Annotated in this window: 15 protein-coding genes; 5 read left to right on the top strand and 10 right to left on the bottom strand. The window is 72.5% G+C overall.

All coding sequences use genetic code 11. From position 1 onward, the window contains the following. Position 1: 1 nt before the first annotated feature. From AW271_RS22700 to AW271_RS22675, 6 genes are all read right to left on the bottom strand, one after another. Positions 2-337 (bottom strand): extradiol ring-cleavage dioxygenase, encoded by a 336-nt coding sequence (locus AW271_RS22700; RefSeq protein WP_062339400.1) that lies wholly within the window; start codon positions 335-337, stop codon positions 2-4. Next, positions 334-1,725, bottom strand: a complete 1,392-nt coding sequence (desA, locus tag AW271_RS22695) for a syringate O-demethylase (protein ID WP_062339399.1) — start codon at positions 1,723-1,725, stop codon at positions 334-336. The genes AW271_RS22700 and desA overlap by 4 nt, the downstream gene beginning before the upstream one ends. Then, entirely contained in the window at positions 1,722-2,420 is a 699-nt protein-coding gene (locus tag AW271_RS22690) for a 4-carboxy-4-hydroxy-2-oxoadipate aldolase/oxaloacetate decarboxylase (protein ID WP_083977056.1), read from the bottom strand. The genes desA and AW271_RS22690 overlap by 4 nt, the downstream gene beginning before the upstream one ends. Then, a complete protein-coding gene (locus AW271_RS22685; protein ID WP_062339398.1) occupies positions 2,417-3,148 on the bottom strand; it encodes a PIG-L deacetylase family protein in 732 nt (243 codons plus the stop codon). The genes AW271_RS22690 and AW271_RS22685 overlap by 4 nt, the downstream gene beginning before the upstream one ends. Positions 3,149-3,224: 76 nt before the next feature. Continuing rightward, a complete protein-coding gene (locus tag AW271_RS22680; protein ID WP_062339397.1) occupies positions 3,225-3,887 on the bottom strand; it encodes a response regulator in 663 nt (220 codons plus the stop codon). Beyond that, entirely contained in the window at positions 3,884-5,380 is a 1,497-nt protein-coding gene (locus AW271_RS22675) for an ATP-binding protein (RefSeq protein ID WP_062339396.1), read from the bottom strand. The genes AW271_RS22680 and AW271_RS22675 overlap by 4 nt, the downstream gene beginning before the upstream one ends. Positions 5,381-5,468: 88 nt before the next feature. Here AW271_RS22675 and AW271_RS22670 point away from each other — a divergent pair, with 88 nt between their 5' ends. Both AW271_RS22670 and AW271_RS22665 read left to right on the top strand, forming a co-directional pair. Then, entirely contained in the window at positions 5,469-5,744 is a 276-nt protein-coding gene (locus AW271_RS22670; RefSeq protein WP_062339395.1) for a muconolactone Delta-isomerase, read from the top strand. Between the two features lie 80 nt (positions 5,745-5,824). Continuing rightward, positions 5,825-6,601: a methylenetetrahydrofolate reductase gene (locus AW271_RS22665; RefSeq protein ID WP_218008131.1), complete on the top strand. Its 777-nt coding sequence runs from the start codon at positions 5,825-5,827 to the stop codon at positions 6,599-6,601. Positions 6,602-6,604: 3 nt separating this feature from the next. Here the strand turns inward: AW271_RS22665 and AW271_RS22660 are convergent, their stop codons facing one another. Beyond that, a complete protein-coding gene (locus tag AW271_RS22660) occupies positions 6,605-7,702 on the bottom strand; it encodes a zinc-dependent alcohol dehydrogenase (RefSeq protein WP_062339394.1) in 1,098 nt (365 codons plus the stop codon). Positions 7,703-7,822: 120 nt separating this feature from the next. On the opposite strand from AW271_RS22660, the gene AW271_RS22655 reads away from it, so the two are divergent. Then, positions 7,823-9,124, top strand: coding sequence for a phenylacetate--CoA ligase family protein (locus AW271_RS22655; protein WP_062339393.1), 1,302 nt, complete (start codon positions 7,823-7,825; stop codon positions 9,122-9,124). On the opposite strand, the gene AW271_RS22650 is transcribed toward AW271_RS22655, so the two are convergent. Beyond that, positions 9,102-9,890: an IclR family transcriptional regulator gene (locus tag AW271_RS22650; RefSeq protein ID WP_062339392.1), complete on the bottom strand. Its 789-nt coding sequence runs from the start codon at positions 9,888-9,890 to the stop codon at positions 9,102-9,104. The two genes, AW271_RS22655 and AW271_RS22650, sit on opposite strands and share 23 nt — an antisense overlap. A gap of 151 nt (positions 9,891-10,041) precedes the next feature. On the opposite strand from AW271_RS22650, the gene AW271_RS22645 reads away from it, so the two are divergent. Beyond that, positions 10,042-10,875 carry an SDR family NAD(P)-dependent oxidoreductase gene (locus AW271_RS22645; RefSeq protein ID WP_218008130.1) on the top strand — a complete coding sequence of 278 codons (834 nt, stop codon included), beginning with the start codon at positions 10,042-10,044 and terminating at the stop codon, positions 10,873-10,875. A gap of 12 nt (positions 10,876-10,887) precedes the next feature. Then, positions 10,888-12,210, top strand: coding sequence for an MFS transporter (locus AW271_RS22640; RefSeq protein ID WP_083977054.1), 1,323 nt, complete (start codon positions 10,888-10,890; stop codon positions 12,208-12,210). 11 nt (positions 12,211-12,221) lie between these two features. Here AW271_RS22640 and AW271_RS39945 read toward each other — a convergent pair whose 3' ends face one another. After that, positions 12,222-14,153 (bottom strand): nucleic acid/nucleotide deaminase domain-containing protein, encoded by a 1,932-nt coding sequence (locus AW271_RS39945; protein WP_062339391.1) that lies wholly within the window; start codon positions 14,151-14,153, stop codon positions 12,222-12,224. A gap of 14 nt (positions 14,154-14,167) precedes the next feature. Then, positions 14,168-25,024 carry a Tc toxin subunit A-related protein gene (locus AW271_RS22630; RefSeq protein WP_062339390.1) on the bottom strand — a complete coding sequence of 3,619 codons (10,857 nt, stop codon included), beginning with the start codon at positions 25,022-25,024 and terminating at the stop codon, positions 14,168-14,170. Between the last annotated feature and the right edge of the window lie 321 nt (positions 25,025-25,345).

Raw genomic sequence — 25,345 nt, 5'->3', positions numbered from 1 at the left:
TCTACACCTTCTTCCCGAGCCGGTCCCGCAGGAACGACTCGTGGTCCATGCCGACCTGGTGGGCGCCGATCTCGGTGATGCGCACCGGGTCGACCGCGGAGATCTTGAGGATGAGGAACAGGTTGCCGCCCAGGGCGATCATGGTGCGCCAGTCGCGGGACATGACGGCCGTGATCTCCTCCTCGGTGAGGCCGAAGCGGTCGAGGTAGGCGCGTTCGTCGGCGCGGAACGCCGCCCGCCCCTCCGGGTTGCCCAGGCCCATGGCCATCTTGTTCATCCGGTAGCCGCGCAACTGGTGGGCGCGGTCGAGGATGGGGGTCTCCGGGATCTCGGTCATCGCGCCCGCCGCCAGCCGCCGTCGGCGTAGGCCCTGCGGGCGACCTCCGAGTAGGGCACCGGGCTGACCACGCCGGCCACCTCGATCTGGGCGTGCGGCTCGACGGTGAGCTTGCGGGTGCCGCCGTCCGGCTCGCCCCACACGAGGGTGACCTCGGTGCCGGGCGCGGCGTGCGCGGGGTCGACCATGGCCAGGGTGAGCATGGTGCGCTCGTTCCACGAGTAGCCGATCCAGGTCGACAGACCGGCCGGTTCGCCGTCGACGAGCACCTGGTCGTACGGGTGCATCGCGTACACCGCCGAGGGGAACTCGAACCACTTGGCCGGGTCGCCGTGCTCCAGCTGGGTGGCCATGGCGCGCAGGAACGCGGCCGTGTCCAAAGCCAGGGTGACCTTGACGCGGTGCTCGCGGGAGGCCAGCTTCTCCAGGGCCTCGCGGCCGACGAAGTCGTGGTCGAACTTGACGATGTGGCCGTAGCCCAGGTCCCACGGGGTGAGGTAGTAGTCCTCGACGTCGGCGGAGACGAAGCTGCCGCCGATGCTGGCGTTGGCCTCGTAGCTCGTGGCGGGCAACCACCGGCGGTAGCTCCTGAGCGCCTCGCCGGTGTAGATCGCCGGGAGGGGCGAGGGGATCCAGCCCGATTCGAGGGTGTTGGAGCTGTAGGTCCGGCCGCCGACCAGGCGCATGCCGTGCTCGCGACCGGCCTCGACCAGCGCCTCGTGCACGGCCTCGCCCTCCGCCCACGGGCCCCACAGCTCGTAACCGGGCTGACCGGCCATGCCGTGCCGCAGCGCCCGCACCCGGCGGCCGGCGATGGTCATGGACGTCATGTGGAAGAACTTCAGCTCGGGCGCGGGCGCGCCGGTGGCCTTCTCGATCACCTTGGCGGCGTTGGGGCCCTGGATCTGGTAGCGGTAGTGCACCCGGTCGAACGGGTCGGGCCGGGCCGCCGAGCGGTCGTCGAGGGTGACCGTGACGTCGAAGCCGCCGGTCTCGGCGTGGAAGGTCACCCAGTTGAGCGCGGGGATGCGGCCGACCAGGTTGAAGGTGTCCTCGGCCAGGTGGAACAGGATGACGTCGCCGATGACGTAGCCGTCGGGGGTGCACGGCACGAACTGCTTGGCGGTGTCGACGGGGAAGCGGGCGAAGCTGTTCACCCCCAGGTGCGACAGCAGCCGCAGCGCGTCCGGGCCCTCCACCAGCAGCTCCGCCATGTGGAACGACTGGTTGAACAACACGCACGTGTGCTGCCAGGCCCACTGCTCCTCCCGCCAGTTGGTGAACTCGGGCGGCACGCCCGGGTAGGCGTTTGGCCCCGTCGGCAGGTTGCGGAGATGCTCGGCGACGCTCGTGCCGGCGCCGTTCAGGACGTCTTCCAGGCTGCTCACTGCGGGTCTCCTTCGGCGTCGATGTATCGCACCCCGAGGCGGTCGAGGGTGGCGCGCAGGCCGTACAGGTCCAGGCCGAGCACGCCCTCGCGGAACTGGGCGCGTCTGCCCTCCTCGCCCGCCATGCGGACGGTGGCGGCCCCGGCGACGGCGGGCGCCTCCTCGCGGGGCACGACCAGCACGCCGTCGTCGTCGGCCACGATCACGTCGCCGGGCCGGACGCAGGCGCCGGCGAGCACGACGGGCACGTTGACCGAGCCGGGGCTGGCCTTGACGGTGCCCTGCGCGCTGATGGCCCGCGACCAGGCGGGGAAGGCCGTCGCGGTGAGTTCGGCGACGTCCCGCACGCCCGCGTCGATGACCAGGCCGAGCACTCCCCTGGCCTGGAGCGCGGTGGCGAACAGCTCGCCGAACATGCCGTCGTGGGAGAGCGAGGTGGTGGCCACGGCCAGGATGTCGCCCTCGCCGCACTGCTCGACCGCGGCGTGGATCATCAGGTTGTCGCCCGGGTGGCTGAGCACGGTGACGGCCCGCCCGGCGATCCGCGTACCGGGATAGATCGGGCGCAGCACGGGGTCGAGCAGCCCGCGGCGGCCCATGGCCTCGTGCGTGGTGGCCACGCCGGCCTCGGCGAGCACCTTGACCGCCGCCGCGTCGGGGCGCGCCTTCGTGCGGACGATGACGTGCCGGTTCACCCCAGCTCACCGCCGACCACGGGGAAGACGCGCTGGTAGGCCTCGGCCTGCACGACGTCCGTGGGCGCGCCGTTGCGGCGGGCCTGGGTCCCGCGCCGTCTGCCCAGTTCGGTGTAGTACTCGACGAGGTGCGCCTGGGCGGACATGGCCTCCATCGCCTTGCGTTTGCGGTCGAAGACCGGGGTGACGTCCAGCAGCAGGTTCGGCCGGAAGCCGCACATCTCCGGCTGGTGCGGCTCGAACATGAGCACCTGGGCGGCCCCGATGGGCGGGGTCGCCGGGTCGTGGCCCATGGCCTGCGCGATCATCCGGGTGGTCAGCGTCGTCTCGTGCGCGACGTTGTGGTCGCGGTTGTACGGATCGTCGGCGACGTGGGTGAGCAGCACGTCCGGCCGGGCCGCCCGCAGGTCGGCGACGATGCGCTCGGTCGCCTCGTGCGGCACCACCAGCGGGTAGTCGCCCAGGTCGTAGAAGTCGACCTCGACGCCCAGGGCCGCCGCGGCGGCCTCGGCCTCCTCGCGGCGCACCCGTTTGACCGTCTCCACGTCCATGCCGGGCTGCGCCCACAGGCCCTGCGACTCGCCGCGTTCGCCGAAACTGAGGCAGATCACCTTCACCGCGTCGCCCCGCGCGGCCGACGCCGCCAGCGCGCCGCCGGCCCGCCAGACGAAGTCGCCCGAGTGGGCGGTGACGGCGACGATGGAGCGTGACGCCCGCGTTTCGCTCATGTCACGGACGTTACTCAGCCCGCATCGGCCGGGGATCGCCCTAATGACGGGGCCCGGCTACGTCCAATGACGTAGGTCAGCTCGGCGGGGCCACCAGTCCTTCGCGCATCGCCACCAGCACCGCCTGGGTGCGCGAGCGCAGCCCGAGTTTGCCCAGCAGGTTGCTCACGTGGGTGCGCGCGGTGCGCTCGCTGATGACCAGCTCGGTGGCGATCTCCCGGTTGGAGCGCCCCTGCGCGACGAGCACCAGCACGTCGCGTTCGCGGCTGGTCAGCGCGGCCACGCCGGACTGCGGGGAGCGCATCTTCTGGGCCAGCCGCCGGGCCACGGCGGTGTCGAGGAAGACGTCGTCGTTGGCGGCGGCGTGGATGGCGGCGGCCACCTCGGAGGGCCCGGCGTCCTTGAGGAGGTAGCCGGCCGCGCCGTTCTCCAGGGCGGCCTGGATGCGTTCGACCTCGCCGAAGCTGGTGAGGATGACGACGCGCACCTCGGGGAAACGGCGGGCGATCTCCGCGGTGGCCTCGACGCCGTCCATCTTCGGCATCATCAGGTCCATGAGCGCGACCCTGGGCAGCGGCTGGCGGCGTACCCGCAGCGACTCCAGGGTGTCGAGGGCCTCGCGCCCGTTGGCGGCCTCCCCCGCGACCTCGACGTTGTCGAGCGCGTCCAGGTAGGCGACCACTCCCCGGCGCACGACCGCGTGGTCGTCGACCACCAGCACCCCGATGGTCTCCGTCATGTGATCCTCAGCGCTGGTATCTCGGCCGGCAGCGAGGCCGGGAGGGGCAGTTCGAGCCGGACGGAGGTTCCCCCGCCCGGTTCCGAGCGGACGGTGAGCCGTCCCGACCAGCGGGCGGCGCGTTCGCGCATGGTGGTCATGCCGAAGCCGCCCTCGCCCGCCGTCGCGGCGTCCAGGCCGCGGCCGTCGTCGGCGACCTCGCAGACCAGCAGCCTGCGGGTGCCGCGCCCGGACAGGCCGGCGGTGATCGTCACCCGGCCGCCCCGGGAGTGCTTGACGCTGTTGTGCAGCGCCTCGGCGATCACCCGGTAGGCGTCCTCGCGCAGCTCGGACTCCAGGTCGTCGAGGTCGTGGCGCGGGTCGTCGACGGTGACGGCCACCTCGAGTCCGGTACGTCCCATCGTCGACTCGGCCAGCAGGAACAGCGCCGCCGCCAGCCCCTGGTCGGCCGACGGGGTCGGATGCAGGTCGGTCACCATGACGCGCAGGTCGGTGAGCACCGCCTTGGAGATCTGCCCGAGCTCCCCCGCCACGCGCACGACGTAGGCCGAGTCGACCTTCGCCCCCCGTCCGGAGGTCATGCCGAGCGACTCGGCCTGCATGCCCATCGAGAAGACGTGCTGCACCACGGAGTCGTGCAGGTCGCGGGCCAGCCGCTGGCGTTCCTCCCGGCGGGCCACCTCGCGTTCGCGGTCCAGCATGGCCGCGTAGTGCACCGCCATCGCCGCCTGGTCGGCCATCGCCAGCAGGAAGTCCAGGGCGGTGCCGTTGATCTCCTGGCCGGGGGCGTAGAAGGCGTTGAGGATGCCGACCGGCTCTCCGCGCACCAGCAGCGGCACGCTGGCGAACCAGTCCCATTCGGGGTGGCGCATGTGCTCGCGCAGCGGCTCCCAGGCCGGGTCGGCCATGACGGCGGCGTACCGGCCGGGCACCACGACCGGCAGCCGCGAGGTGAATGCGTCGATCATGCGTAACTCGGCCCCGGCCTCGGCGCAGTCGAGCAGCAGGTCGAAGAAGTTGGCGGCGGGCCCGAACCCGGCGCTGCCCATGACCTGGAAACGCGCGCCCGCCGCGTTGACCGTCATGATCTGCACGCTGGCCAGCGCGTCCGCCTCCAGCACCTCCCTGGCCAGCGCGTCGAGCACGCTGCCGAGCGAGGGGTCGCCGCCGACCCGCCCGGCCGCGCTGGCGATGGCCGCCAGCCGCCGCTGGTGGCGGCGGCTCTCGGTGACGTCGCGGAAGACCACCAGCCGTTCCCGGCCGGTCAGTTCCCTCATCTGGTACGCGAACTCGCGCCCCGCCCCCCACCCGACCACGCCGTCGGCGGTCCCGGCGGGGAACGGGGAGTCGGCCCCGACGAGGTCGGCGTCGCCGCAGAGCGCGCGGGCGGCCGGGTTGGCCTGGACGAACCGGCCGCCGGCGTCGATGACCGCGACGCCGTCGGGGAGGCGCTCCAGCAGCGTGGTCGCGTCGAAAAGCGGTCTGCCGTCCACAACGCCTTATGATGCCGCGCTTCGTCAGGGCGGGCACTACGTCATTTGTCCCATTCGCCGGCTCCGCCGCCGGTCTAGCGTCGACCGCATGGAATTCCTGGTGCGTTTCGAGACCCGTCTCCCGGACGGCATGAGCGACGCGGAACGTACCCGGCTGAAGGAGGCCGAACGGGCCCGCGCCAGGGAACTGCGCGCCGACGGCACCCTCAGGCGCCTGTGGCGGGTGCCCGGCAGACGCGCCGTGATCGGCCTGTGGGAGGCCCCCGACGCCACCGCGCTGCACGACGCGCTGGCCTCGCTGCCGCAGTGGCCGTGGCTGGACGTGACGGTGGAGCCGCTGGCCACGCACCCGCAGGAGGCGTAGGCCGCCTACGTCACTTGTCGCGCGCAAGTGCCGTCATCCGCGTCGTTCCCGGCGCGGAGCCGCTCCTTAACGTCGGCAGGGTGCACGCCATCAGTTACGAGATCCTGCCGTTCCGGGACGCCGAGGAGTCCGTCCTCACCCACGTCCCCACGACGGTGCCGTTGACGGTGACCACGACCGAGGCCAAGGGGCTCGGCCCGACGCTCGACCTGGCGGTGCGGCTGAGGGGCAGCGGGTACACCGTCTCCCCGCACCTGGCGGCGCGGCTGGTCCGCGACAAACAGGAACTGACCGACATCGTGGCCCGCCTGAAGGACGCCGGGGTCGACGGCGTCTTCGTCGTCGGCGGTGACGCCCCGCATCCCGTGGGGACCTTCCCCGACGCGTTGTCCCTGCTGGAGGTGCTGGACGCGACGGGACACCACTTCCGGCGCGTGGGGATAGCGGGCTACCCCGAGGGCCACGGCACGATCGGCCGGGACGTGATCGATCGGGCGCTGGCGCTGAAGACCCCGTACGCGACGCACGTGATCACCCAGATGTGCTTCGACGCCCGGACGACGCTGGCGTGGGCACGCGGCGTGGAGCTGCCGGTCGTGGTGGGCCTGCCCGGGGCGGTGACGCGGCAGCGGCTGATCCGGATCTCGGCCGGGCTGGGACTGGGCCCGTCGGCCCGCTTCCTGCGGAAACAGCAGAACCTCGCCGCGCGCTTCTTCCTGCCCGGCGGCTACCGGCCCGACCGGCTCGTCGCCCAGCTCTCGCCGCACGTCGGCGGCGTGGTGGCCGGGTTCCACCTGTTCACGTTCAACGAACTGGCGAGAACCGAGGCGTGGCGCCGCTCGGGAGTCCTGGACTGAGGCTCACGGGTGCACCGACACGTGGATCGCCGTTGTGTCCCCGCCCAGCGTCTCGATGGCCCGCGCCGTCTCCTCCAGGCCGAACGAGTGTGTGTGCATCCTCTCCAGCGCGTACCGGCGGGACTCGATGAGGGCGACGGCCTCGCGGTAGGCGCGGTGGTCGACGCCGAACGCGCCGACCACGGTGAGCGCGCGGTTGACGATGAGGTCGGTGCGCAGCGGGATCTCGCGGTCGCCCTTCAGGCCGGCCAGCACCACCCGGCCGCCGTGCCGGGCCGACAGCAGCGCGTCGGTGACCGGGCCGCCCGCCATCGGGGTCAGTTCCAGCACGACGTCGGCCAGGTCCCCGCCGGTGATCTCCCGGACCCGTGCGACGGTGTCCTCCTCGTCGGCGACGATCGTGTGGTCGGCGCCGAACTCCCTGGCCAGGGCGAGTTTGCGGGCGTCGGAGGCCAGGCCGGTGACGATGATCGCGCCCGCTCCGGCGGCGCGGGCGGCGACGACCGAGCACAGGCCGCGCTGGCCCGCCCCCAGCACCAGCACCGTGTCGCCGAGGCCCACGCCGCCCAGGTGGCAGGCCCAGCGCACGCCCGCGCCCATCGGGTTGAACAGGGCGGCGACCTCGGCCGGGAGCGCGGGGTCGATCGGGTGCACGATGCTGCCGGGCGACAGGTACATGTACTCGGCCAGGCCGCCCCAGAGTGACGGCTCGACGTCGATCCCGGTGGCGCCGTGGGCGTGCCTGCGGTTCGGGCAGGACTGGTAGTGGCCGGTCAGGCACCTGCGGCAGGCGTGGCACGGCACGATGATCTCCACGGCCACCCGGTCGCCGGGCCGGACGCCCCAGCGTTCGGAGGCGCGGTCGCCGATCTCCTCGACGACGCCCATCGGCTCGTGCCCGGCCACGAACGGCACCGGCCCGCCGCCCTCCTGCCCCATCGGGCGCAGGTGGCCCCGGTAGATCTCGACGTCGCTGCCGCAGACGCCGTTGGCCTCCACCCTCAGCAGGCCGTCGTCGGGCCCGATGACCGGCCGGGGGAACTCGCGCACCTCGATGACGCCGGGGGCGGCCTGCACGGCCGCGCGCACTGTGTCTGCCATACCTGCCAGCCTGAGCAGCCCCGGGAGGGAAATCGACGTGGCTTCCACGACGTGAAAGTCGTATCGCGGGCCGCGGCGGCCGCTGGGCATCATGAGTCCACCTCCCAGGAAGGACCCCACGTGATCACAGCTGGCTTCGTCGCGGACGAGGACCGAGACGCCGTCACCGCGACGCTCCGCGCGCACCTGGCCGGGCTGCCCCGGCGCTCGCGGTTCTACGCCGACCTGTTCACCGCGCACGGAGTCGGCTCCGCGACCTTCACGGGCCTGGACGACCTGCGCAAACTCCCGTTCACCGACAAGCAGACGTTGCGCGACTCCCAGCAGGAGGCCCCGCCGCTGGGCCGCCACGCGGGTGTGGACATGACCGAGGTGATCCGGGTGCACGCCTCCACCGGCACCACCGGACGCCCGAGCTGGGTCGGCGTGACCAGGCGTGACTCCGAGGCGTGGACGGAGATGACGGCGCGGGCCTTCGTCACGATGGGCGCCCGGCGCGAGGACGTGGTGCTGCACGGCGCGGGACTGACGCTGTTCGTGGGCGGCCTGCCGATCCGCGACGCGCTGGAACGCATCGGCTGCACCCTGGTCCCCATCGGCACCGGCGCCACGCAGAAGGCGGTGCTCGCGCTGGAGACCCTCGGCGTGACCGCCCTGCACGCGACCCCCTCATACATCCGCTACCTGGGCGAACACCTGCGCGGGCAGGGACGCGACCCGCGCGGGTTCGGCGTCGGGAAGGTCTTCGTGGGCGGCGAGCCGGGCGGCGGAGAGCCGGCGTTCCAGCGGCACGTCGAGCAGGAGTGGGGCGCGCGGGTCACCGAGGGGCTCGGCAACGCCGACATGGCGCCGGTGTTGTTCGCCGAGCCGCCCGGCGCGGGCGGCATGCGCTTCACCGGCGGGCGGCACGTCGTGGTCGAGCTGATCGACCCGGACAGCGGCGAACCCGTCGACCCCGAACCGGGCGCGTCCGGGGAACTGGTCTACACGTCGGTGGACCGCGAGTGCTGCCCGCTGGTGCGTTTCCGCACCCGCGACCGGGTGCTGGTGACCGGCCGGGCGCGGGACGGCGCGCCGCTGATCCGGTGTGTGGGCCGTACCGACGACATGCTGATCGTGCTCGGCGTGAACGTGTTCCCGACGGCGATCCGCGACATCGTGCAGACGCTGCATCCGCGCACCAGCGGCGTGCTGCAGATCGTGCTGCCCGGCCCCGGGCCGAGGGTGGAGCCGCCGCTGCGGGTCGAGGTCGAGCGGGGTGAGGCGCCCTGCGACCCCGAGGCGCTGCGCCGGGAGATCGAGGAACTGATCAGGTCGCGGCTGACCGTACGCGCCGCGGTCGAGCTGGTGCCGCCGGGTTCGCTGGAGCGTACCGAGATGAAGTCGCGCCTGACCCGCGTCACCGGTTCGGCGCGCGCCTGACCTCGCGGGCGGTGAAGTGGGCGGCCGAAGGGGCGCCCAGCGCCCTGGAGATGCTGCGGGCGGTGGTGGCCAGCGCCGGCACGAGGGAGTGCGGCGAGGCCGAACCGCTCGGCAGCGTGATGCCGACCGCGGCCACGACCCGGTCGCGGGGACCGCGGATCGGCACGGCGACCGCCATCACGTCGTAGGTGAGCTGGCTCTCCACGATCGCCACACCCGACGTGCGCACCTCGGCGAGGAAGCGCCGCAGCGCGCCGGGGTCGGTGAGCGTGTTGACGGTGTACGCGAACAGGTCGGAGGCCAGCACCTCCTCCTGGAACTCCTGGCTGGAGTGCGCGAGCAGCACCAGGCCGGTCCCGGTGGCGTGCATGGGCCAGCGTCCGCCCAGGCGGCTCGGCACCGGCACGGTGTCGCGCGCCCGCAGCGACTCGACGTAGATGACGTCGTGGCCCTCGGGCACGCCGAGGTGGATGTTGGCCCGGGTGGCGTGCTGGAGGTCGTGCAGGAACGGCAGCGCGATCTCGCGCAGCTGGCCGCCCTGGGGCGCGAGGCTGCCCAGTTCGAGGATGCGCAGCCCGATGGTGTACTTGCCGTCGCCGTGCCGGGACAACGCGCCCCAGCAGTGCAGCTCGTTCACCAGCCGATGGGTGGTGCTGAGCGTGAAGCCGGTCCGGCGGCTGATCTCGCTGAGGGACAACGCCAGGTTCTCGGTGTCGAAGACCCCCAGGATGGCGAGCACCCGCTGCGCCGACGTCAGGACGGTCATGTGCTCACCTGTCCGTCTAAGTTACGCGCCTGTTAACCGAGGCTACCCAAACGCACCCGCTTTCCATACACGGACTTCCACGCTGCGGAAGTCGGCTCGACCGCCCTCTTCCCCGATCGTCATAGTCGGGTCTCAGCCGAAGGAGCTTCCGTTGACGTGTTCCGATCCCCTGAACGATCCCTTCACCGGCTCCGGGGCGCGGTGGATGGACGGCCGGACCGCCCTGGTCACCGGGGCGGGCCAGCAGGGCGAGCTCCCGGGCGTGGGGTACGCCGTCGCCCGGGTGCTCGCCGGGCACGGCGCGCGCGTCGCGGTGCTCGACCGGGACCCGGAGGCCGCCGAGCGCACCGTGAAGCTGATCGACCGCGACGGCGGCGCGGCCATGGCCGTGCTCGCCGACGTCACCGACGACCGGCAGGTCGCCGACGCCGTCTCGGCCGTGCGGGAGCGGCTGGGCGGCCTGGACGCGGTCGTCAACAACGTCGCGGCCGGCGACCCGGCCGGGGTCTTCGACGTGACGCCCGACCGGTTCGCCGCGCTGATGACGGTCAACCTCACCTCCGCCTGGCAGGTCATGCGGCACACCGTGCCGCTCCTGCCGCGCGGGGCCGCGATCGTGAACATCTCCTCGGTCACCGTGGCCTCCCGGGGCCCCGGGATGGTCTACTCCGTGGCCAAGGCCGGGCTGGAGAACCTGACCGACGGGGCGGCCGCCACGCTGGGTCCGCGTGGCATCCGGGTCAACTGCGTCCGGGTCGGCATGATCTGGGGGTCGTTCGCCGCGGCGAACATGCCCGAGGAACGCCGCGGGCCGCGCCGCGAGGCCACCGGGCTGCGCACCGAGGGCACCGCGTGGGACGTCGCCCAGGCCGCGCTCTTCCTGCTCAGCGACCGCGCCCGGTGGATCTCCGGGCACACCCTCACCGTCGACGGCGGACCCTCCGGCGCCCCGCCGGTCGCGGCGCCATCCACCCCCCTGTCCTGAGGAGCGACGCCCATGGCCCAGCACGGCACCAAGAGATCGACGTCGATGAAGGGCGTCTTCGCGGCCAGTTTCATCGGCACCTCGATCGAGTGGTACGACTACTTCATCTTCGGCACCGCCGCCGCGCTGGTGTTCCCCCGGTTGTTCTTCACCGACTCCTCGCCCGAGGCGGCCACCCTGGCCTCCCTGTCGGCGTTCGCGGTCGGCTTTCTCGTCCGCCCGATCGGCGCGGCCGTCGTGGGGCACTTCGGCGACCGGATCGGCCGCAAGTCGATGCTGGTGCTCACCCTGATCCTGACCGGCGGCGCGACGTTCCTGATCGGCACGCTGCCGACGTACGCGGCGATCGGCATCGGGGCGCCGTTGCTGCTGGTGGCGCTGCGCATGATCCAGGGCTTCGGGGTGGCCGGCGAGTGGGGCGGCGCGCTGCTGATCTCCACGGAGAACGCCACTCCGCGCAACCGGGCCTTCTACGGCAGCTTCGCGCAGTTCGGCGTGCCGGTCGGGGTGCTGCTGTCGAACCTGGCGTTCCTGGCCGTGGCGGGGCTGCCCGACGAGGACTTCTTCTCCTACGGCTGGCGCATCCCCTTCCTGCTGTCGGCGGTGCTGGTCGTGGTCGGCTTCGTGATCCGGGTGCGCCTGACGGAGCCGGAGGCGTTCGCGAAGGTCAAGCGGGCGAAGGCGGTGGAGAGGGTGCCGTTCAGGGAACTGCTGCGGCGGCACCCGCGCAACCTCGTCCTGGCCGGCCTGGCCGCGATCGCCCCGCCCGCCGTCGGGTACGCCGTCACCGTCTACATGCTGACGTACGGCACGCAGGTGGCCGGGTTCGAACGGAACACGCTGCTGACGCTGGTGCTGGCCTCCACGTCGGTGTGGATCGTGGCGATCGTGGTGGCGGCCCGGTTGTCGGACCGCTTCGGCGCCAAGACGCTCTACGTCATCGGCGCGGTCACCGCCGTGATCTGGCCGGTGCCGATGTTCGCCCTGGTCAACACCGGTAACGCCGGGCTGGCGCTGGTCAGCTTCCTGGTGGCGGCGATCGTCCAGGGCATCATGGCCGGCGCGCAGGGCGGCCTGTTCACCGAGTTGTTCGACCTGAAGGTCCGCTACAGCGGCATCTCGGTCGCGTACGCCATCGGCGCGACCGTGGCCGGCGCCGCCACCCCCGCCTTCCCGGCCATCTATGCCGCCAGCGGCTCCTCCACCCCGGTCGCGCTGTTCATCGCCGGCCTGGCGCTGATCAGCCTGATCGCGGTGCTGGGCGTGCGGAAGGCGCCCCACGAGACGGAGCCGGCCCCGACCGGCCCCGCCGCGGTGGTGCCCGAGTCCGCCTGACCGGCCCGGCCTCAGCCCGAATTGAGCGTCTGCTTTTTCTTGGACACGGTGTTCTGCGCGATGACGACGACCGGTTCGGCCTCCGAGAGTTCCTCCGAGAGTTCCTCGTCCTCGTCCTGGTCCGGGTCCTCCTCTTCGTCTTCGGGGTCGGTGAACTCCTCGACGTCGTCGTAATAGGACTGCCACAGGCTGAGGTCGAGGTCTTTCTCGTCCTCGCTCGACGGGTAGTCGGACTCCAGGCCGGCGGTCGACATCCAGGTGCTGATCCCGTTCACGATCTCCTGCCGTCCCTTCTTCGTCGCGATGGCCGCGGCCAGGACCTCCTCGTCGTCGTCCTTGAGCGCGCCGGTGTCGAGCTGGAGGAAGGCCAGCAGGATGGAGGACTTGGCCAGGACGGCGGGCGCGGGCCAGCCGTAGACCTTGCCGTGGGATCCGGCCGCCGGCAACTGCACGCTCTTCTTGCCCGCGGCGAGGAGCATCAGCCAGCATTTGAAGCAGCACAGTTTGGAGATCCCGATGGCGAGCTGGGCGTTGGCGACGAGCCGGCCGAACTCCGCCCTCTTCCCGTCGGCGAGTTTCGCCTCCAGGACGTCCTGCCGGTATCGGAGGTCGCCGTCCTCGGTGTCGCTCAGGTCGCCGGCCAGCGCCTTGTCGCGGTGGCGCAGCACCACGTCGGCCGCCTGGGTCTCGGCGTGGACCTTGTCAGAGGTCGCCGCCGTGTGCGCCCTGACCCGCAGGTCGGCCCAGGTGTCGTAGTTCGCGCCCAGGAACCGGATCGTCTTGCGCAGCCGCCGCTCGGCCTTGTGCAGCACGTCGTCCGAGATCCGCTCGGATTTGCGTTGCCCGAGTTTCTGTCCGGCCAACTCGTTGAACAGCTTCTCGACCTGGGTGGTGACGGCCTGCGCGTCGGCCTCGGCGAGGTTCAGCAGCTTGAGGAAGTCGGCGCCGAGTTTCGCGTCGGGCTGGTTGGCGAACAGCCGTATCTCCTGGCCGAACACCGTGATCAGGGCGACACACTGGCGGGCGGACTTCATGTTGGCCAGCACCCAGGCGAGCCTGTCGAGGTCGTTGTTCCCGCCTCTGGCGACCACGGGCGAGGCGAAGGGTCCGTGGAGCTTGCTCAGATGGCTCGACAGGGCGTCCCCGAGCCGGGATGTGATGGGCGTGCCGAGGGTGGTCGTGACCTTGTCGGTGGCCGCGGCGCCGAACAGATTCAGGCCGCCCAGACGGCCGTACGCCGTGAGGTAGGCGGCGTGATCGAGCCCCGCCTGGGCGCAGAAGTCCGCGATCGCCCCCTGGAGGTCGGCGTCGCCGTCGGTGGCGTGTTCGACGGCGATCCTGGCCAGCACCTTCTCCGCCGTCGCGTCGGTGTGGCCGAGGATCGCCGCGATCTCCTGCCACGCTCGGGCGGGCACGGGCGCGTCGACGGACGCCAGCGCCTCGATCACCTCCGGGACGGTCGAGGCCGGGTGCAGCCCGCCGACCTGCTCCAGCCAGCGCCGCAGGCTCTTGGGGCCGCCGTCGATCCCCAGCGCCGCGGCCATCTTCACCGCCCAGTTCACCTTTTTCCGCAGGGCTGTCGCGAAGAGGGTGTACCCCGCCACCCGGGCCTCGGTCCGGGTGCGCTGCAGTTCGGGCGACACGGGCGGGACGATCGGCGCGGGCGGGGACTCGATGAGGTCGTCGGTGCTGATGAGCTTCTGGCTCGCGCGTTTCTGGGCCCTGGTCATCCGATCGCCGGTCCCGGTGCCGGGAGCGTCGTCGAGCTCGGTGATCTTTCGCTTGTATGTCGACTTGGAAGGCTTTTTGATCACCTTCGAGCCGGTCGGCCGCTTCCTCTCGACGGGCTCCGTCGGGTAGTCGTCCTCGGTCGAATAGATGATCGTTTCTGAGATGAAGCCGTCGTCCTTCTTCTTCTGCTGCTTCGGGGGTTGTCTTCTCATCGGTCCTGCTCCCGTCAGCGCGTGCCGGCGCGGTAGGTGACGACGAGGCCCAGGCCCTCCAGGGCCGTGCGGTCGCCGGTCAAGGTCAGGCGGAGGCCGCCGCCCGTCAGGACGAGGCCGGGGGTCGGGACGAGCCTGCCGTGGGGCAGGGCCAGGTCGCCGAGGGACAGGCGGGCCTCGCCGTCGTACACGGCGTACAGGCCCGTGATCATCGGGGCGGCCAGGTCCGGCAGGTCGGCTGAGGTCAGGGGCAGCACCAGGTCGGTGCCGAGGCTCTCCCACTCGTCCGGGAACTCGCCGGGGACGTCGAAGTACATCGCGGCGGGCGCCGGCTGGAGCAGACCGCGGACCGTCGAGGCGAAGGCGTCGCCGCCGTGCTCGGCGGTGTAGCGGAGGGTGATCTGGACGTCGGCCAGGTCGCCGGGCAGGTCCCGGCCGCGCAGACCCGGCAGTTCCAGGCGCCACGCGCCGACAGCGCCGGTGCCCTCGAAGGGGAGGTAGCGGTCGTCGTCGTAGCGCATCTCGTGCAGGCCGTTGTTCTCGGCGCCCTCCGGCACGTGCGACAGGGCGATGCGCTGGCTGGGCCGCCAGTCGACGCGCAGGTTCGCCGGGGCCGCGCCCTTCGGGTCCAGCAGGTACTGCACGGCCTTCGGGTCGGCGGCCGTCACGGTCTTGTGGGCGAGCTGGGTCAGCGTGGCGTTGACCTCGATCGGGGACCCTTCGCCGTCGTGGAAGGCCACCGCGACCGAGCGGATCTGACGCAGGTAGTGGCCGGGGAAGTCGCGGTCGAACAGGTCTTCGGGCAGCCCCAACTCGCACGTGCCGCTCTCCCGCAGGGTGAGCAGCGCGATCGGGTCGTGCTCCAGCAGGGAGACCCGGCGGGTGATCTCCAGCCGGCGGCGGTCGGCGCGCGCGTGCACGGCCACGAGGGCGTCGAGGTCGGCCAGGAGCGCCTCCCCGGCGAGCAGGCCGCCGCGCAGGCCGTCCCAGTACGTCGGCCGGATCACCGTCACGTCGGTGCCGCGTTCGAACTGGCACGCCTTCTCCGCAGCACGGGCCATCTCATAGGCCAGCCCGTACGCCTGGAAGTACAACTCGGTCATCCGGCCCGACATCCACTGGTAGAGCTCGTGGCCGGCGAACCGTCCGGCGAGGAAGGCCGACACGGCCGCCTGCCCGGCCGACTCGGCCAGGTGCAGGTCCAGTTCCCGCTGGGCGGCCAGGAGCTGGGCCTGGCCCGCGCCGACCTGGTGGCCGAGTTCGGTCACGTCGGCCTCGGCGGAGGTCCGCTGGAACCGCCAGTCGGCCTCGGCCCGTTCGTGCTCGGCCCGCACGCCCAGCAGCTCGCCCATCACGCTGAGGCTCTCGGCGGACGACTCGGCGATCCCGGCCGCGCTCTCCAGCGCCTCGCCCATGTCGTCGCCGCCGAAGGACGTGCCGAAGATGAAGGGCCCGATGAGGACCTCCGGCATGCCGAAGGCGAACGACGCGCCGATCTTCAGCCCGGCCGCCACCGCGTGCGAGGCCGACGCCGAGCCCATCATCGCCAGCTGGGCCTCCTGGAGGGCCGACAGGCCGTCGGCGACGACGCCCTCCCAGTAGGCGACGCGGTCCTCGGCCGCCGCCAGGCTCGCCTGCAGCGCCCGCAGGTTCGCGGCGGCCGCGGCGACCTGGGCCTCCTTGACGCCCTGGGTGAGCTCCAGCACGGCGCCCTCCTGGCGGTCGCGCAGCAGCGCCAACGCCTCGCCGTCGCGCTTCTCGAGCACGTCGAGGAGCCGTCCGCCCAGGTCGCGGACCCGTTCGGCGAGGTCCTGCGCGCGTTTCACCGTCACGGAGAACCGCTGGTGCGGCACCTCGGCGGGCGGCGCCCCGGCCGGGGCGGCCCCGCCGGCGAGGGCGGCGCCGCGGACCAGCGCCGAGGGTTCGACCGGCGGCTCGAACAGCGGCAGCGCACCGCTGACGCCCATGATGTCGAGCGAGGCCCTGATCTTGGTGAGCCGGTCGGCGACCAGGTCCCAGTAGCCCGACAGCGCGGTGTTGGCGGGCACGTGGAAGTAGGGGTCGGCGACGCCCGCGTGCGGGCCGGTCATCAGGTCGTGGCCCGAGGGCAGCGCCGGCAGGGTCTCGAACGTGGCCGCCTCACCGGCCGGGATCGTGCCGGGCTGGTCGGGCCGGCGGCCGAGCAGGTCCCAGGCCAGGATGTACAACATGCGGGCCTCGTCGACGCTCTCCATCGTGTGGCGGCGGAACAGCGTGTCGCCCCAGTCGAGCAGGTTGTCGACGTACGCCATGACGACGGCCCGCCGGTAGGCGACCGGGCGCAGCGCGGCGATCGTGTGCGGGTCGAACGGGTCCTCGCGGTAGGCGGCGAGCAGGCTCACGCGGTCGCCGGTGAGGTCGTACTGGCGGTCGAGTTCCATGGCGACGGCCAGGTCCTCGCTCGGCGGCAGCGCCTCCAGGGCCTGGAGGTCGCGGCGCTGCTGCGCGGTCAGCGGCTGGAGCCCCTGGAAGACCGGGACCAGCGATTCGAGCAGGGTGATGACCTCGCCGGGTGCGCCCTGGTCGCGCAGCGTCTCGGCCAGCGCCCCCGGGTCGGCCGCCAGGAACGGCAGGAACCGCCAGTACTGGTCGGCGCGGGTGGGGTCGAAGACGTACTCGTACCAGGTCCGGGCCTCGTCGAAGCGCTGGGCGGTGTTGAGCGCCTGCGCGATGAGCAGCGGCGCGTGGAAGAAGATCTCCCAGTAGTAGACGCCGTTGGCGCTGTGGAAGTCGAGGTGGCTGCGGCCGGGCAGCAGCTCCTCGACGACGCGTTCCTCCCGGACCCGGATGGTCGTGGAGTCCGACGTCCGGGTGTCGAAGGCGGGCAGTTCGTCGGTCTCCTGGGTGGCGGTGTCGAGGAGGGCCGCCACTCCCCCGGCCAGCAGCCGCTGGTTCAGCTTGTAGGCCGTCGAGGTGGTCAGCCGCACGATCTCGTGCTTGAGCGTGCCGAGCCGGTAGGGCCGCTGGACGGCGGCCCCGGCCGGGGTGAACAGGTACTGGCCGGGCCCGGTCCCGTCGGCGCCCGGGTCGCCCTCGATGAACAGGTAGAGGCCGTCGGGCGTCTCCATCGCCCCGGTCAGCCGCTCGGGCAGCCCGTCCCAGTCCCCCTCGACCGGCTTGAAGTCCCAGTCGAAGATCTTCGTGTAGTGGTCGCCGGTGAAGGCGTACTGCCAGAACACGCCCTTGATCGGGCGCGGGATCTCCCTCGGGTATCCGGCGTCCATGTACTCGTCGAGTTCACCACTCGCGCTGAGCGTGTACGCGCCGATCGTGGTGCCGCTGGTGAGGTAGAGCACCCGGTTGGTGATCCAGGCGGCGTCGACGGACGTCCAGCCGGTCGCCGGCGGGGCCACCACGGGCGGGATCACGACCCCGCCGTCGTCGGACCCGCCGTCGCCCTGCGCCAGCGGATTGTGTCCCCCGGGGAGAGCGGGCCCCGTGAGCGGGATCGCCGTCGGGAGCACCACGGGGGTGCCGATCGTCGCCGTCACCACGCCCGGCGCGGGTCCGGCGGGCGGGCGCACCCTGCCCCAGCGGCTGGAGATGAGCTGCGGGGCGCCGCCGCGGGAATTGCCGTTCCTGATCGTGACGAACCGGCCGCCGTTCCCGTTCCCGTCGTCGGTGTTGTCGAACAGGTAGCGCAGGCCGTACAGCTCGAAGCCGGTGTGGACGCGGTCCCAGGACGGCAGGCTCTCGGAGTTGCCGCGCAGCGGCAGCGCGACGGTCTCGTCGGGGGCGGGCATGATCGGGCGGCAGAGCACGCTGCCGCCCTTGTGGTCGAGGCTGAACCAGGCGCCGTCGGTGAATCCGACGGGCCGGTTGAACCAGACGACCGAGGCGGGGTCGAGCCGCTGCGGCTCGTCGAAGATCTCGGTGACGTCCCCGGCGATCGGGGGCGGCGCGGTCACCTCGTCGAGTTCGACCGTGTACAGCTCGGGTGCCAGTGCGAACGCGGCGCCGACCACCCCGGCGCCGGTGACGGCCGTGTACGACACCCGGATCGCCGCGTGGTCGGAATCGGGCAGCGTGCCGGTCCGCACGGTCAGCGTGACCTCGCCGATCGTGTCGGTGCGGGGCGCCCCGGTGGCCAGCAACTGGGCGGGCACCCATTCCTGGTTGAGGTTGCAGAAGGAGTAGTAGATCTTCACGCAGCGGGCGGCCGCCGCCGGGGCCGACACGGTCTGGGTGGTCTCGCTCTGCTGCGAGGTGACGATCGTGGCCGTGTCGGGACGGTCGGGCGGCACGGTCTCGACCGTCGCCCAGAACGCGAAGACGCGGTCGAAGGCGCGGACCGGATGGACGCGGGCCGCGTCCATCCGCACGTCGGCCTTCAGCCACGGCCCCCAGGCGGCGGAGGTCTTCTCACCGTCGCGGAAGGTGGCGTACCGGTAGTAGTGGCGGCGTGGCTCGGTCCGGGTCCGGCCGAACAGCACCAGGTCGCGGGCGCCGTCGGCGCTCTCGTCGACGTAGCCGCCGGTGATCTCCAGGCGGGACACCTCGGTGTACTCGTCCAGGTACCTCTTGTACGCCCGCTGCGCGGTCGCCGAGGTGACGCCGCTGCGCAGCAGGTCGTTCTCCAGTTCCCGGAACGCCGGGGTCTTGGTGTCGCGCAGTTCGGGCCGCAGGTAGTTCTCCGGGTAGAGGAACACCTTCCGGTTGGCCTCCCAGACGCGGTAGTTGCGCATCCACGTCCACCAGCGGCGCAGCCGTTCCCTGGTCTCCTCGGAGGCCGGTTCGAGGTCCAGCAGCAGGCGGTGCACGTACAACTGGACCGCCGCGATGGCCTCGCGCACCCGGGAGGTGGTGCCCTGGCCGCCCATCTCGACGTCCAGGAGCAGCCGCTCGAACAACTCGCCCGGCTCGCCGACGGCGGTGAGGAGCGCGTCGCGCCGGACGGCGTTGTCGCGCTCGCCCCGCAGCGCCGGCAGCGCCGAGGGGGCCACGCCCACGCGGCGGGCGAGGCTGAACACCTCCGCGGCCTTCAGGACGAACTCCACGGCCGAGGGCGCCCGCAGGGTGCGCTCGGCCCACATCAGCTCCGCCGGATCCCAGCCGAACAGGGCGGCCATCGTTCGGTAGGGGTCGCTGTCGGGTTCGGTGAGCGCCGTGGTCAGCGCGCCCCCGGTGGCGTGGTCGAGCACGGTGAACCGGGCGATGGTGTGCAGGTCGCCGAGCCGGTAGTCAGCGGCGTCGGCCCACGCCTCGGCCACCACGCGGGGGAAGCCGGGGTCGCCGAGCCGGACGTACTCCTCGCCCCGGGTGAGGTAGGTCTTGCCACGCAGCGTGAACGCGCCGTCGACGCCCTCCTCGTAGTCGGCCGGCAGGTCGCCCCAGTCGTCCTGGACGGTGCGCGGGTAGCCGGGGTCGGCCCACGTCAGGTCGGCGCCGGAGTAGCGGGCGTACTGGCCGGCGCGGAAGACGTACAGTTCGCCGTCTTCGCCGGTGAAGGCGGCGTCCAGGCCCCCGTCGAAGCGGCTGTCGACGTGGCCCCACGCCGGCGATCCGGTGTCCGGGGCGTCGGCGCGCAGGTGGGTGCGGCCCTTGAACAGGTGGATGCCGCCCGCGCCGGCGAACCCGGCGTCCACGCCGTCGAGGAAGGCGTCGGGGAAGGCGGGCACGCCCAGGTCGCCGGCCAGGTCGGCGATGTCGCGCGGGTAACCGGGGTCGGCGTGCTCTCCCTGGCCGGTCCGGCGCGAGTACCACCGGCCCGACAGCAGGTAGGTGCGGTCGCCGACGACCAGTTCGGCGTCCACGACGTCGCCGAGCGGGCGCACCGCCCCGGCGAGGTCCTCGTAGGCGGCGACGGCCTCGGTGGCGACCACGTGCGAGCGGCCGCCCATCACGACGGTCACCGTGCGCAGGTCGGCGTGGACGGCGTCGATCGTGGTCAGCGCGTCGTCGAACGACTCGGGCAGGTTCCGGAAGGGTTCCTCCCGGCGTAGTTCGCCGGCGATCGGCTTGGGATAGCCGGGGTCGGCGGCGGTGTGGTCGCCGGTGGAGTACCGCACGTAGCGGTCGCCGCTGAACAGGTAGGCGGCGCCGTCCCAGACGAAGGCGGCGTCGACCGTGGCGATCCCGGTGGGGCGCGGCTCGGTGAGCGGGCCGAAACCGCCGTCGCGGTAGTCGCGGTAGCGTTCGCCGAAGTAGAAGCGGTCGCCGACGACCGTGGTGAGTTCGCCCTCGAAACCCCGCCAGAGCAGGCCGGCCGGCCGCCGGGTGCCGTCTCCGGGCAGCGTGTAGGTGTCGCCGTCCAGCAGGACCAGCGTGTCCTCCCGCGCCACGACCGCGCGGGGGATGTGGCCGGCGCCCCAGTAGGAGGCGTCGGCCACGTCGTTCTCCCCGGTCTCCACGACGAGGTGCCGCATCGTGCCGTCGGCGGCGGGGTGCTCGAACAGGTGGGTGAGCTTGTCGTGGACGTAGGCGATCATGACGGAGTCGAGCCCGAACCGCGCGGCGATCGGCTGCGGCGCCCCGCCGTCGGTGAACATGGGCCCGCTGAACAACACGGTCCTGCCGTCCTTGACGTATCCGGCGTCCACGACGCCCGGTTCGGGGGCCAGGCCCCACGACTCGGTGACGGGGAACTCCTGGTCGACGCGGGTGTCGTAACAGGCGGCGCCCTTGAACAGGTAGGCGCCGTCCAGGACGGCGTCCAGGCCGGTGCGGAACTTCTCCGGCACCCCGGCCAGCACCCTGGGCCGCGACGACCAGCCGGCCGGGCCCTCGGTGACCAGGCGGCCGTCCTCGACGAACGCGCAGGTGACGCCTGGGGTGTCGCGGACGCGGTAGAGCTCGCGGGAGATCACGTGGGTGGTGCTCCCGTCGACCAGGAACAGGTCGCCGCCGCTGGCGTAGACGGCGTCCACCCGGGTCAGCGGCACCTCGGGGGCGAACTCCGCCAGCGGGCGCGGGTAGCCGGGGTCGGCCGCGCCGCCGGTGTAGCGGCGGAACTGGTCGCCGGAGAACAGGTAGACGTGCCCGTCGTGGTTGAGCGCCGCGTCGACCCGGCCGGTGCGGGTCAGCAGATCTGGGGTGCGGCCCCAGAAGTTCGGCACCGACGCCGGGTAGCCGTCGTCGACCTGGGAGAAGTCCCCCGAATACCGGACGTAGCGGTCGGCGGAGAAGACGTAGACGCGGCCGTCGCGTCCGGTGAAGGCGGCGTCGACCTGCTGGAACGGCAGGCTGTCCCACAGCGGCTCGGGCGCCGACCACCAGCGCTCGCGCCCGTCGAAGTGCACCCGCTGCCCGCCGCCGCCGAGCAGGTGGGTGCGGCCGCGGGGGTCGGTGAAGACGGCGTCGACGCCGAACCCGTCGGGCAGGTTCCACCACGTGAACGGCGGCGGGTCGGTGTCCGGGGTGCGGTAGTCGGCGGTGGAGAAGCGCACGTACCGGTCGCCGAACAGGTGGGTCTTCCCGTCGAGGGTGAACGCGGCGCCGACCCGGGTGAGGCCGCCCCAGTCGGGCGCGATGGGCCGGGGGTAGCCGAGGTCGGCGCGGGTGTAGTCCGACCCGCTGTAGCGGACGTAGTCCTCGCCGCCGAACAGGTAGGTGAACCCGTCGAGACCCACGAACGCGGCGTCGACCTTGGTCAGCGGCGTGTGCACGCCCCACCGGCCGGTGGTGGCGACGACCTGGGCGGTACCGTCGAGGGCGACCGTGCGGCCGTCCTTGAACAGGTGCGTCACGCCGTCGTCGTCGCGGAAGGCGGCGTCCACGCCGATCTCGAACTCGGCCGGCACGCCGGGGAAGTGGTCGGCGATCAGGACGGGATAGCCGTCGTCGGCGTAGGCGTCCCGCTGTTCCAGGCTCTGGCCGTGCTTGACGACCATGCGGCCGATCAGGGCGTAGACGCCGGTCTCGTCGGAGTAGACGGTGTCGGGCGGCCCCTCCGGCAGGTCCGGGGAGCCGTCGAAGGAGGTCTCGGGGAGCTCGCCGAACTCCTCGGCCGGCCGGGGGAACCCCTCGTCGACGCGGGAGAAGTCGGTGGAGGAGTAGCGGACGTACTGGTCGCCGGAGAACAGGTAGGTCCGCCCGTCGTCGTCGACGTGCGCGGCCTCGACCGCGCCGGTGGTGAAGTCGTTGCGGATCGCGCCCCACGTCCGCGTGCCGGGCACCCAGCGTTGCCCGCCCTTGGCGCGGACCAGCGTCCGGGCCCCCTCGACCAGCCATTCGCCGCCGTCGGGACGGGTGAAGGCCGCGTCGACCCGGGTCAGGCCGCCCGGCAGCGGCCGGCTGTCGACCAGGGCGCGGGTGGCCGAGGAGTAGCGCCAGCAGGTGCCGCCGGAGAACACGTGGACGTGCCCGTCGGAGCTCTCCAGCAGCGCGTCGATCCGGGTCACCCCGTCGGGCAGCGCGAACGGCTCCGGGTGGCGGCCGGTCAGGGCGAGGTCGCGGAACACCGCCACGACCAGGTCGGGGCCCATGCCGAGCTTGCCGGCGAAGAGCGCGAACGCCTTCACCCTGCGCCGCAGCAGCCCTTCGGCCGGGTCGGCGAGCGCCGCGACGTCGACGCCCATGCCGTCGCAGATCGCCGGCGCGAGCGGCCCGAACTCCGCCTCGGCCGCCTGCGCCAGCGCGTCCCGGCGGGCCGACTCGACCGCGGCGAGCGTCGCCTCGATCTCGGCCGTGCCGGCGGAGATCTCCACCGCCACCGCGCCGAGCAGCGCGAACACCTCGGCGGCGTAGTCGTCCAGGCCGGGCAGGTCGAACGCGAGCACGTTGTGCGGCCGCACGAAGAACGCCAGCCGGTCGGCGGGCACGGCCAGCCGCCCGTCCAGGTCGCCCCGCCCGGTCAGCAGCGCCACCAGCGCGTCGCTCTCCTCGCCGGTGAAGCCGAGCGCGGCGATCGCCTCCAGGTCCAGCCGGTAGGGCCGCTGCTCCCACTCCACCTCCGGCAGGACGGGATCGGCCAGCCCGGCCAGCGCCACGGGGTCGGCGGCGAAGGCGAAGTCCTCCGGCGTGAACCGGCACGTCCGCTCGCGGAAGGCCGCCCGCTGCGCCTGGAGGGTGTCGAAGATCTCGCGGCGGTCGTGGTCGAATTCGGCGCCCAGGGCGAAGTCGGCCAGGGTCGCCTTCTTGCGGGTGTGGTTCCCGGCGGCGTCGACGTACCCGTTGATCCGCAGCGACTCCAGCACGTCGTCGGGGAAGACGGCCGGGATCGGCCCGCTCTCGAACGCCTGCTGCCGCGCCCGCAGCAGGTCCACGACCGGCCGCTCGACCGCGGTGAGGTCGCAGGTGACCCGGCCCAGCGGGTCGGCGACCACCCCGTCACGGCCGATCACGCCGGCGAAGACGAGGTTGTCGTACAGCTCGGCCCGCTGGTTCTCGGTCAGCCCCGGCAGCCCGCCCAGATCGGAGGGGTAGACGGCGGCCCGCTGGAGCAGTTCGGTGACCTTGTCCTGGTAGCCGGAGAAGTCGGTGGCCAGCTCGCGGGGCACGTGCACCAGGTCGCCCTCGGCGGTCAGGTGCCGCCGCAGCACCAGGTTCGTGAAGATCTTCCCGGCCAGCGCCGCCCCGATTCCGGGGAAGTCGGCCGCCGTCACCTCGCCCATCCGCACCAGCGCCTCGTACGGGGAGGCTCCCGCGTCGAGCAGGTCCTTCAGCGCCCGGGAGGCCCGCTCGGAGAACCGCGCCGACGCGAACACCGTGGCGGGCACCTCCACCCCGGCCTCCAGCGGCGGCACGGCGGCCGCCGACGGGCCGCCCGCGAAGGCCGCCAGATCGGCGGCGCTCAGCCCGGTCGCGCGGATCCACACCACCAGCGGCGGCAGCGCCTGCGCCAGCCACAACCCTTCCCGCACGCCCGGCCCGGCCAGCACCCGCCGCCCGTCCCCGACCCGCCGCGTCAGCGCGAACGGCACCGGGAACGACGCCTCGACCACCCGCAGCAGGTCGAACAACTCGTCGGCCGACAATCCGAGGGCCGCCAGGTAACGCGCCGCCCGCCGCACGGCTCTGTCGTCGCCGCCCTGCGGGTCGACCTCCCGCAACCGCTCCCGGATCCGCGCCAGTTCCGCCGGGGCGACGCCGTCCAGGGCGGCCGGGTCGTCGACCGGCGCGGCCAGGGAGACCGTGATCGGCAGGGTGAACGTCCGGGCCAGGTGGACCACGGCCGCGAGCACCGGGAGCGCGTCGGCGTCGAGGCGGTTGTCGCAACAGGACACCAGGACCAGATCCAGGTCCGGGAAGGGCAGCTCCAGCCGCCGCGCCAGCCGCACGAACCGGTTGGCACGTTCCATCCAGCCGTCCTGGCCGCGCCGGACGAACGAGGAGACCCCCAGCTGCTCCACCTCCAGGTCCGACAGCGCCGCCGCCCGGACGAACCGGTCGTCGTCCAGGACCTCGCCGGGCTCCAGGCCGAGCTGGTCGCGCAGCGCATCGGGCCGGGCGACGAAGATCACCTCGGCCGCCTCGGGGGCCAGGCCGAGGAACTCCCGGCAGATCGCGGCCGCGTCCCCGGTGAAGGGGCGGACGACCTCGTCCTTGCCCACCCCGCGCCGGCGCAGGTGCTCGCGCAGCTCGTCGAAGGCGAGGTTGAACGGCTTGTCGAACGGATGGGCGCGGGTCCGCAGGTCCTCATAGGGGTCCGCCCCGACGAGCTGCTCCAGGATCTCCACGACGATGTCGAGGTAGGGGGTCTCGGTGAAGGTGTGCTCGGAGTCGAGCGGGATGCGCGCGATGTCGGGCCGCCGGTCGCTCAGCACGCCCTCGCCCACCTGCTCGTCGAGCAGCCGCAGCAGATCGGCCAGGTAGGCGGCCGGAGAGGTGACCGAACGGCCCTCGTCCCCCGTCCGGAAATCGAGTTCGCCGAAGAGTAATTCGTAATTGGGCAAGGAATTGTCCCCGCGCATACCGTCCCCTTTTCCTTTTCGCGCAGGCTCGCGCCACCGAATGACGCGATCGAATGTGCGCGCACGGAACACGCGTGGTGGCCGTCCGCCGCGATTACCGGCCTCTTCCCCCGCCGGTGGGGACCAGGGAGCCTCCTGGGCGCGCTGGATCCTTGCACAGAATGCATGGGGCCAAATAATGCGTCAAGGCCCAAAATAATGTGATTAATGCTCATCAAATACATACGCGGACACGCCGGTCTCTGATCGAAAGGATCACATGATGTCCCATCTGGTGACCGTTCCGCCTGGTGGTTCCCGAGG

It is taken from the genome of Herbidospora sakaeratensis (assembly GCF_001570525.1).
Lineage (GTDB): Bacteria > Actinomycetota > Actinomycetes > Streptosporangiales > Streptosporangiaceae > Herbidospora > Herbidospora sakaeratensis.
This window is presented reverse-complemented; position numbering and strand designations above follow the sequence as displayed.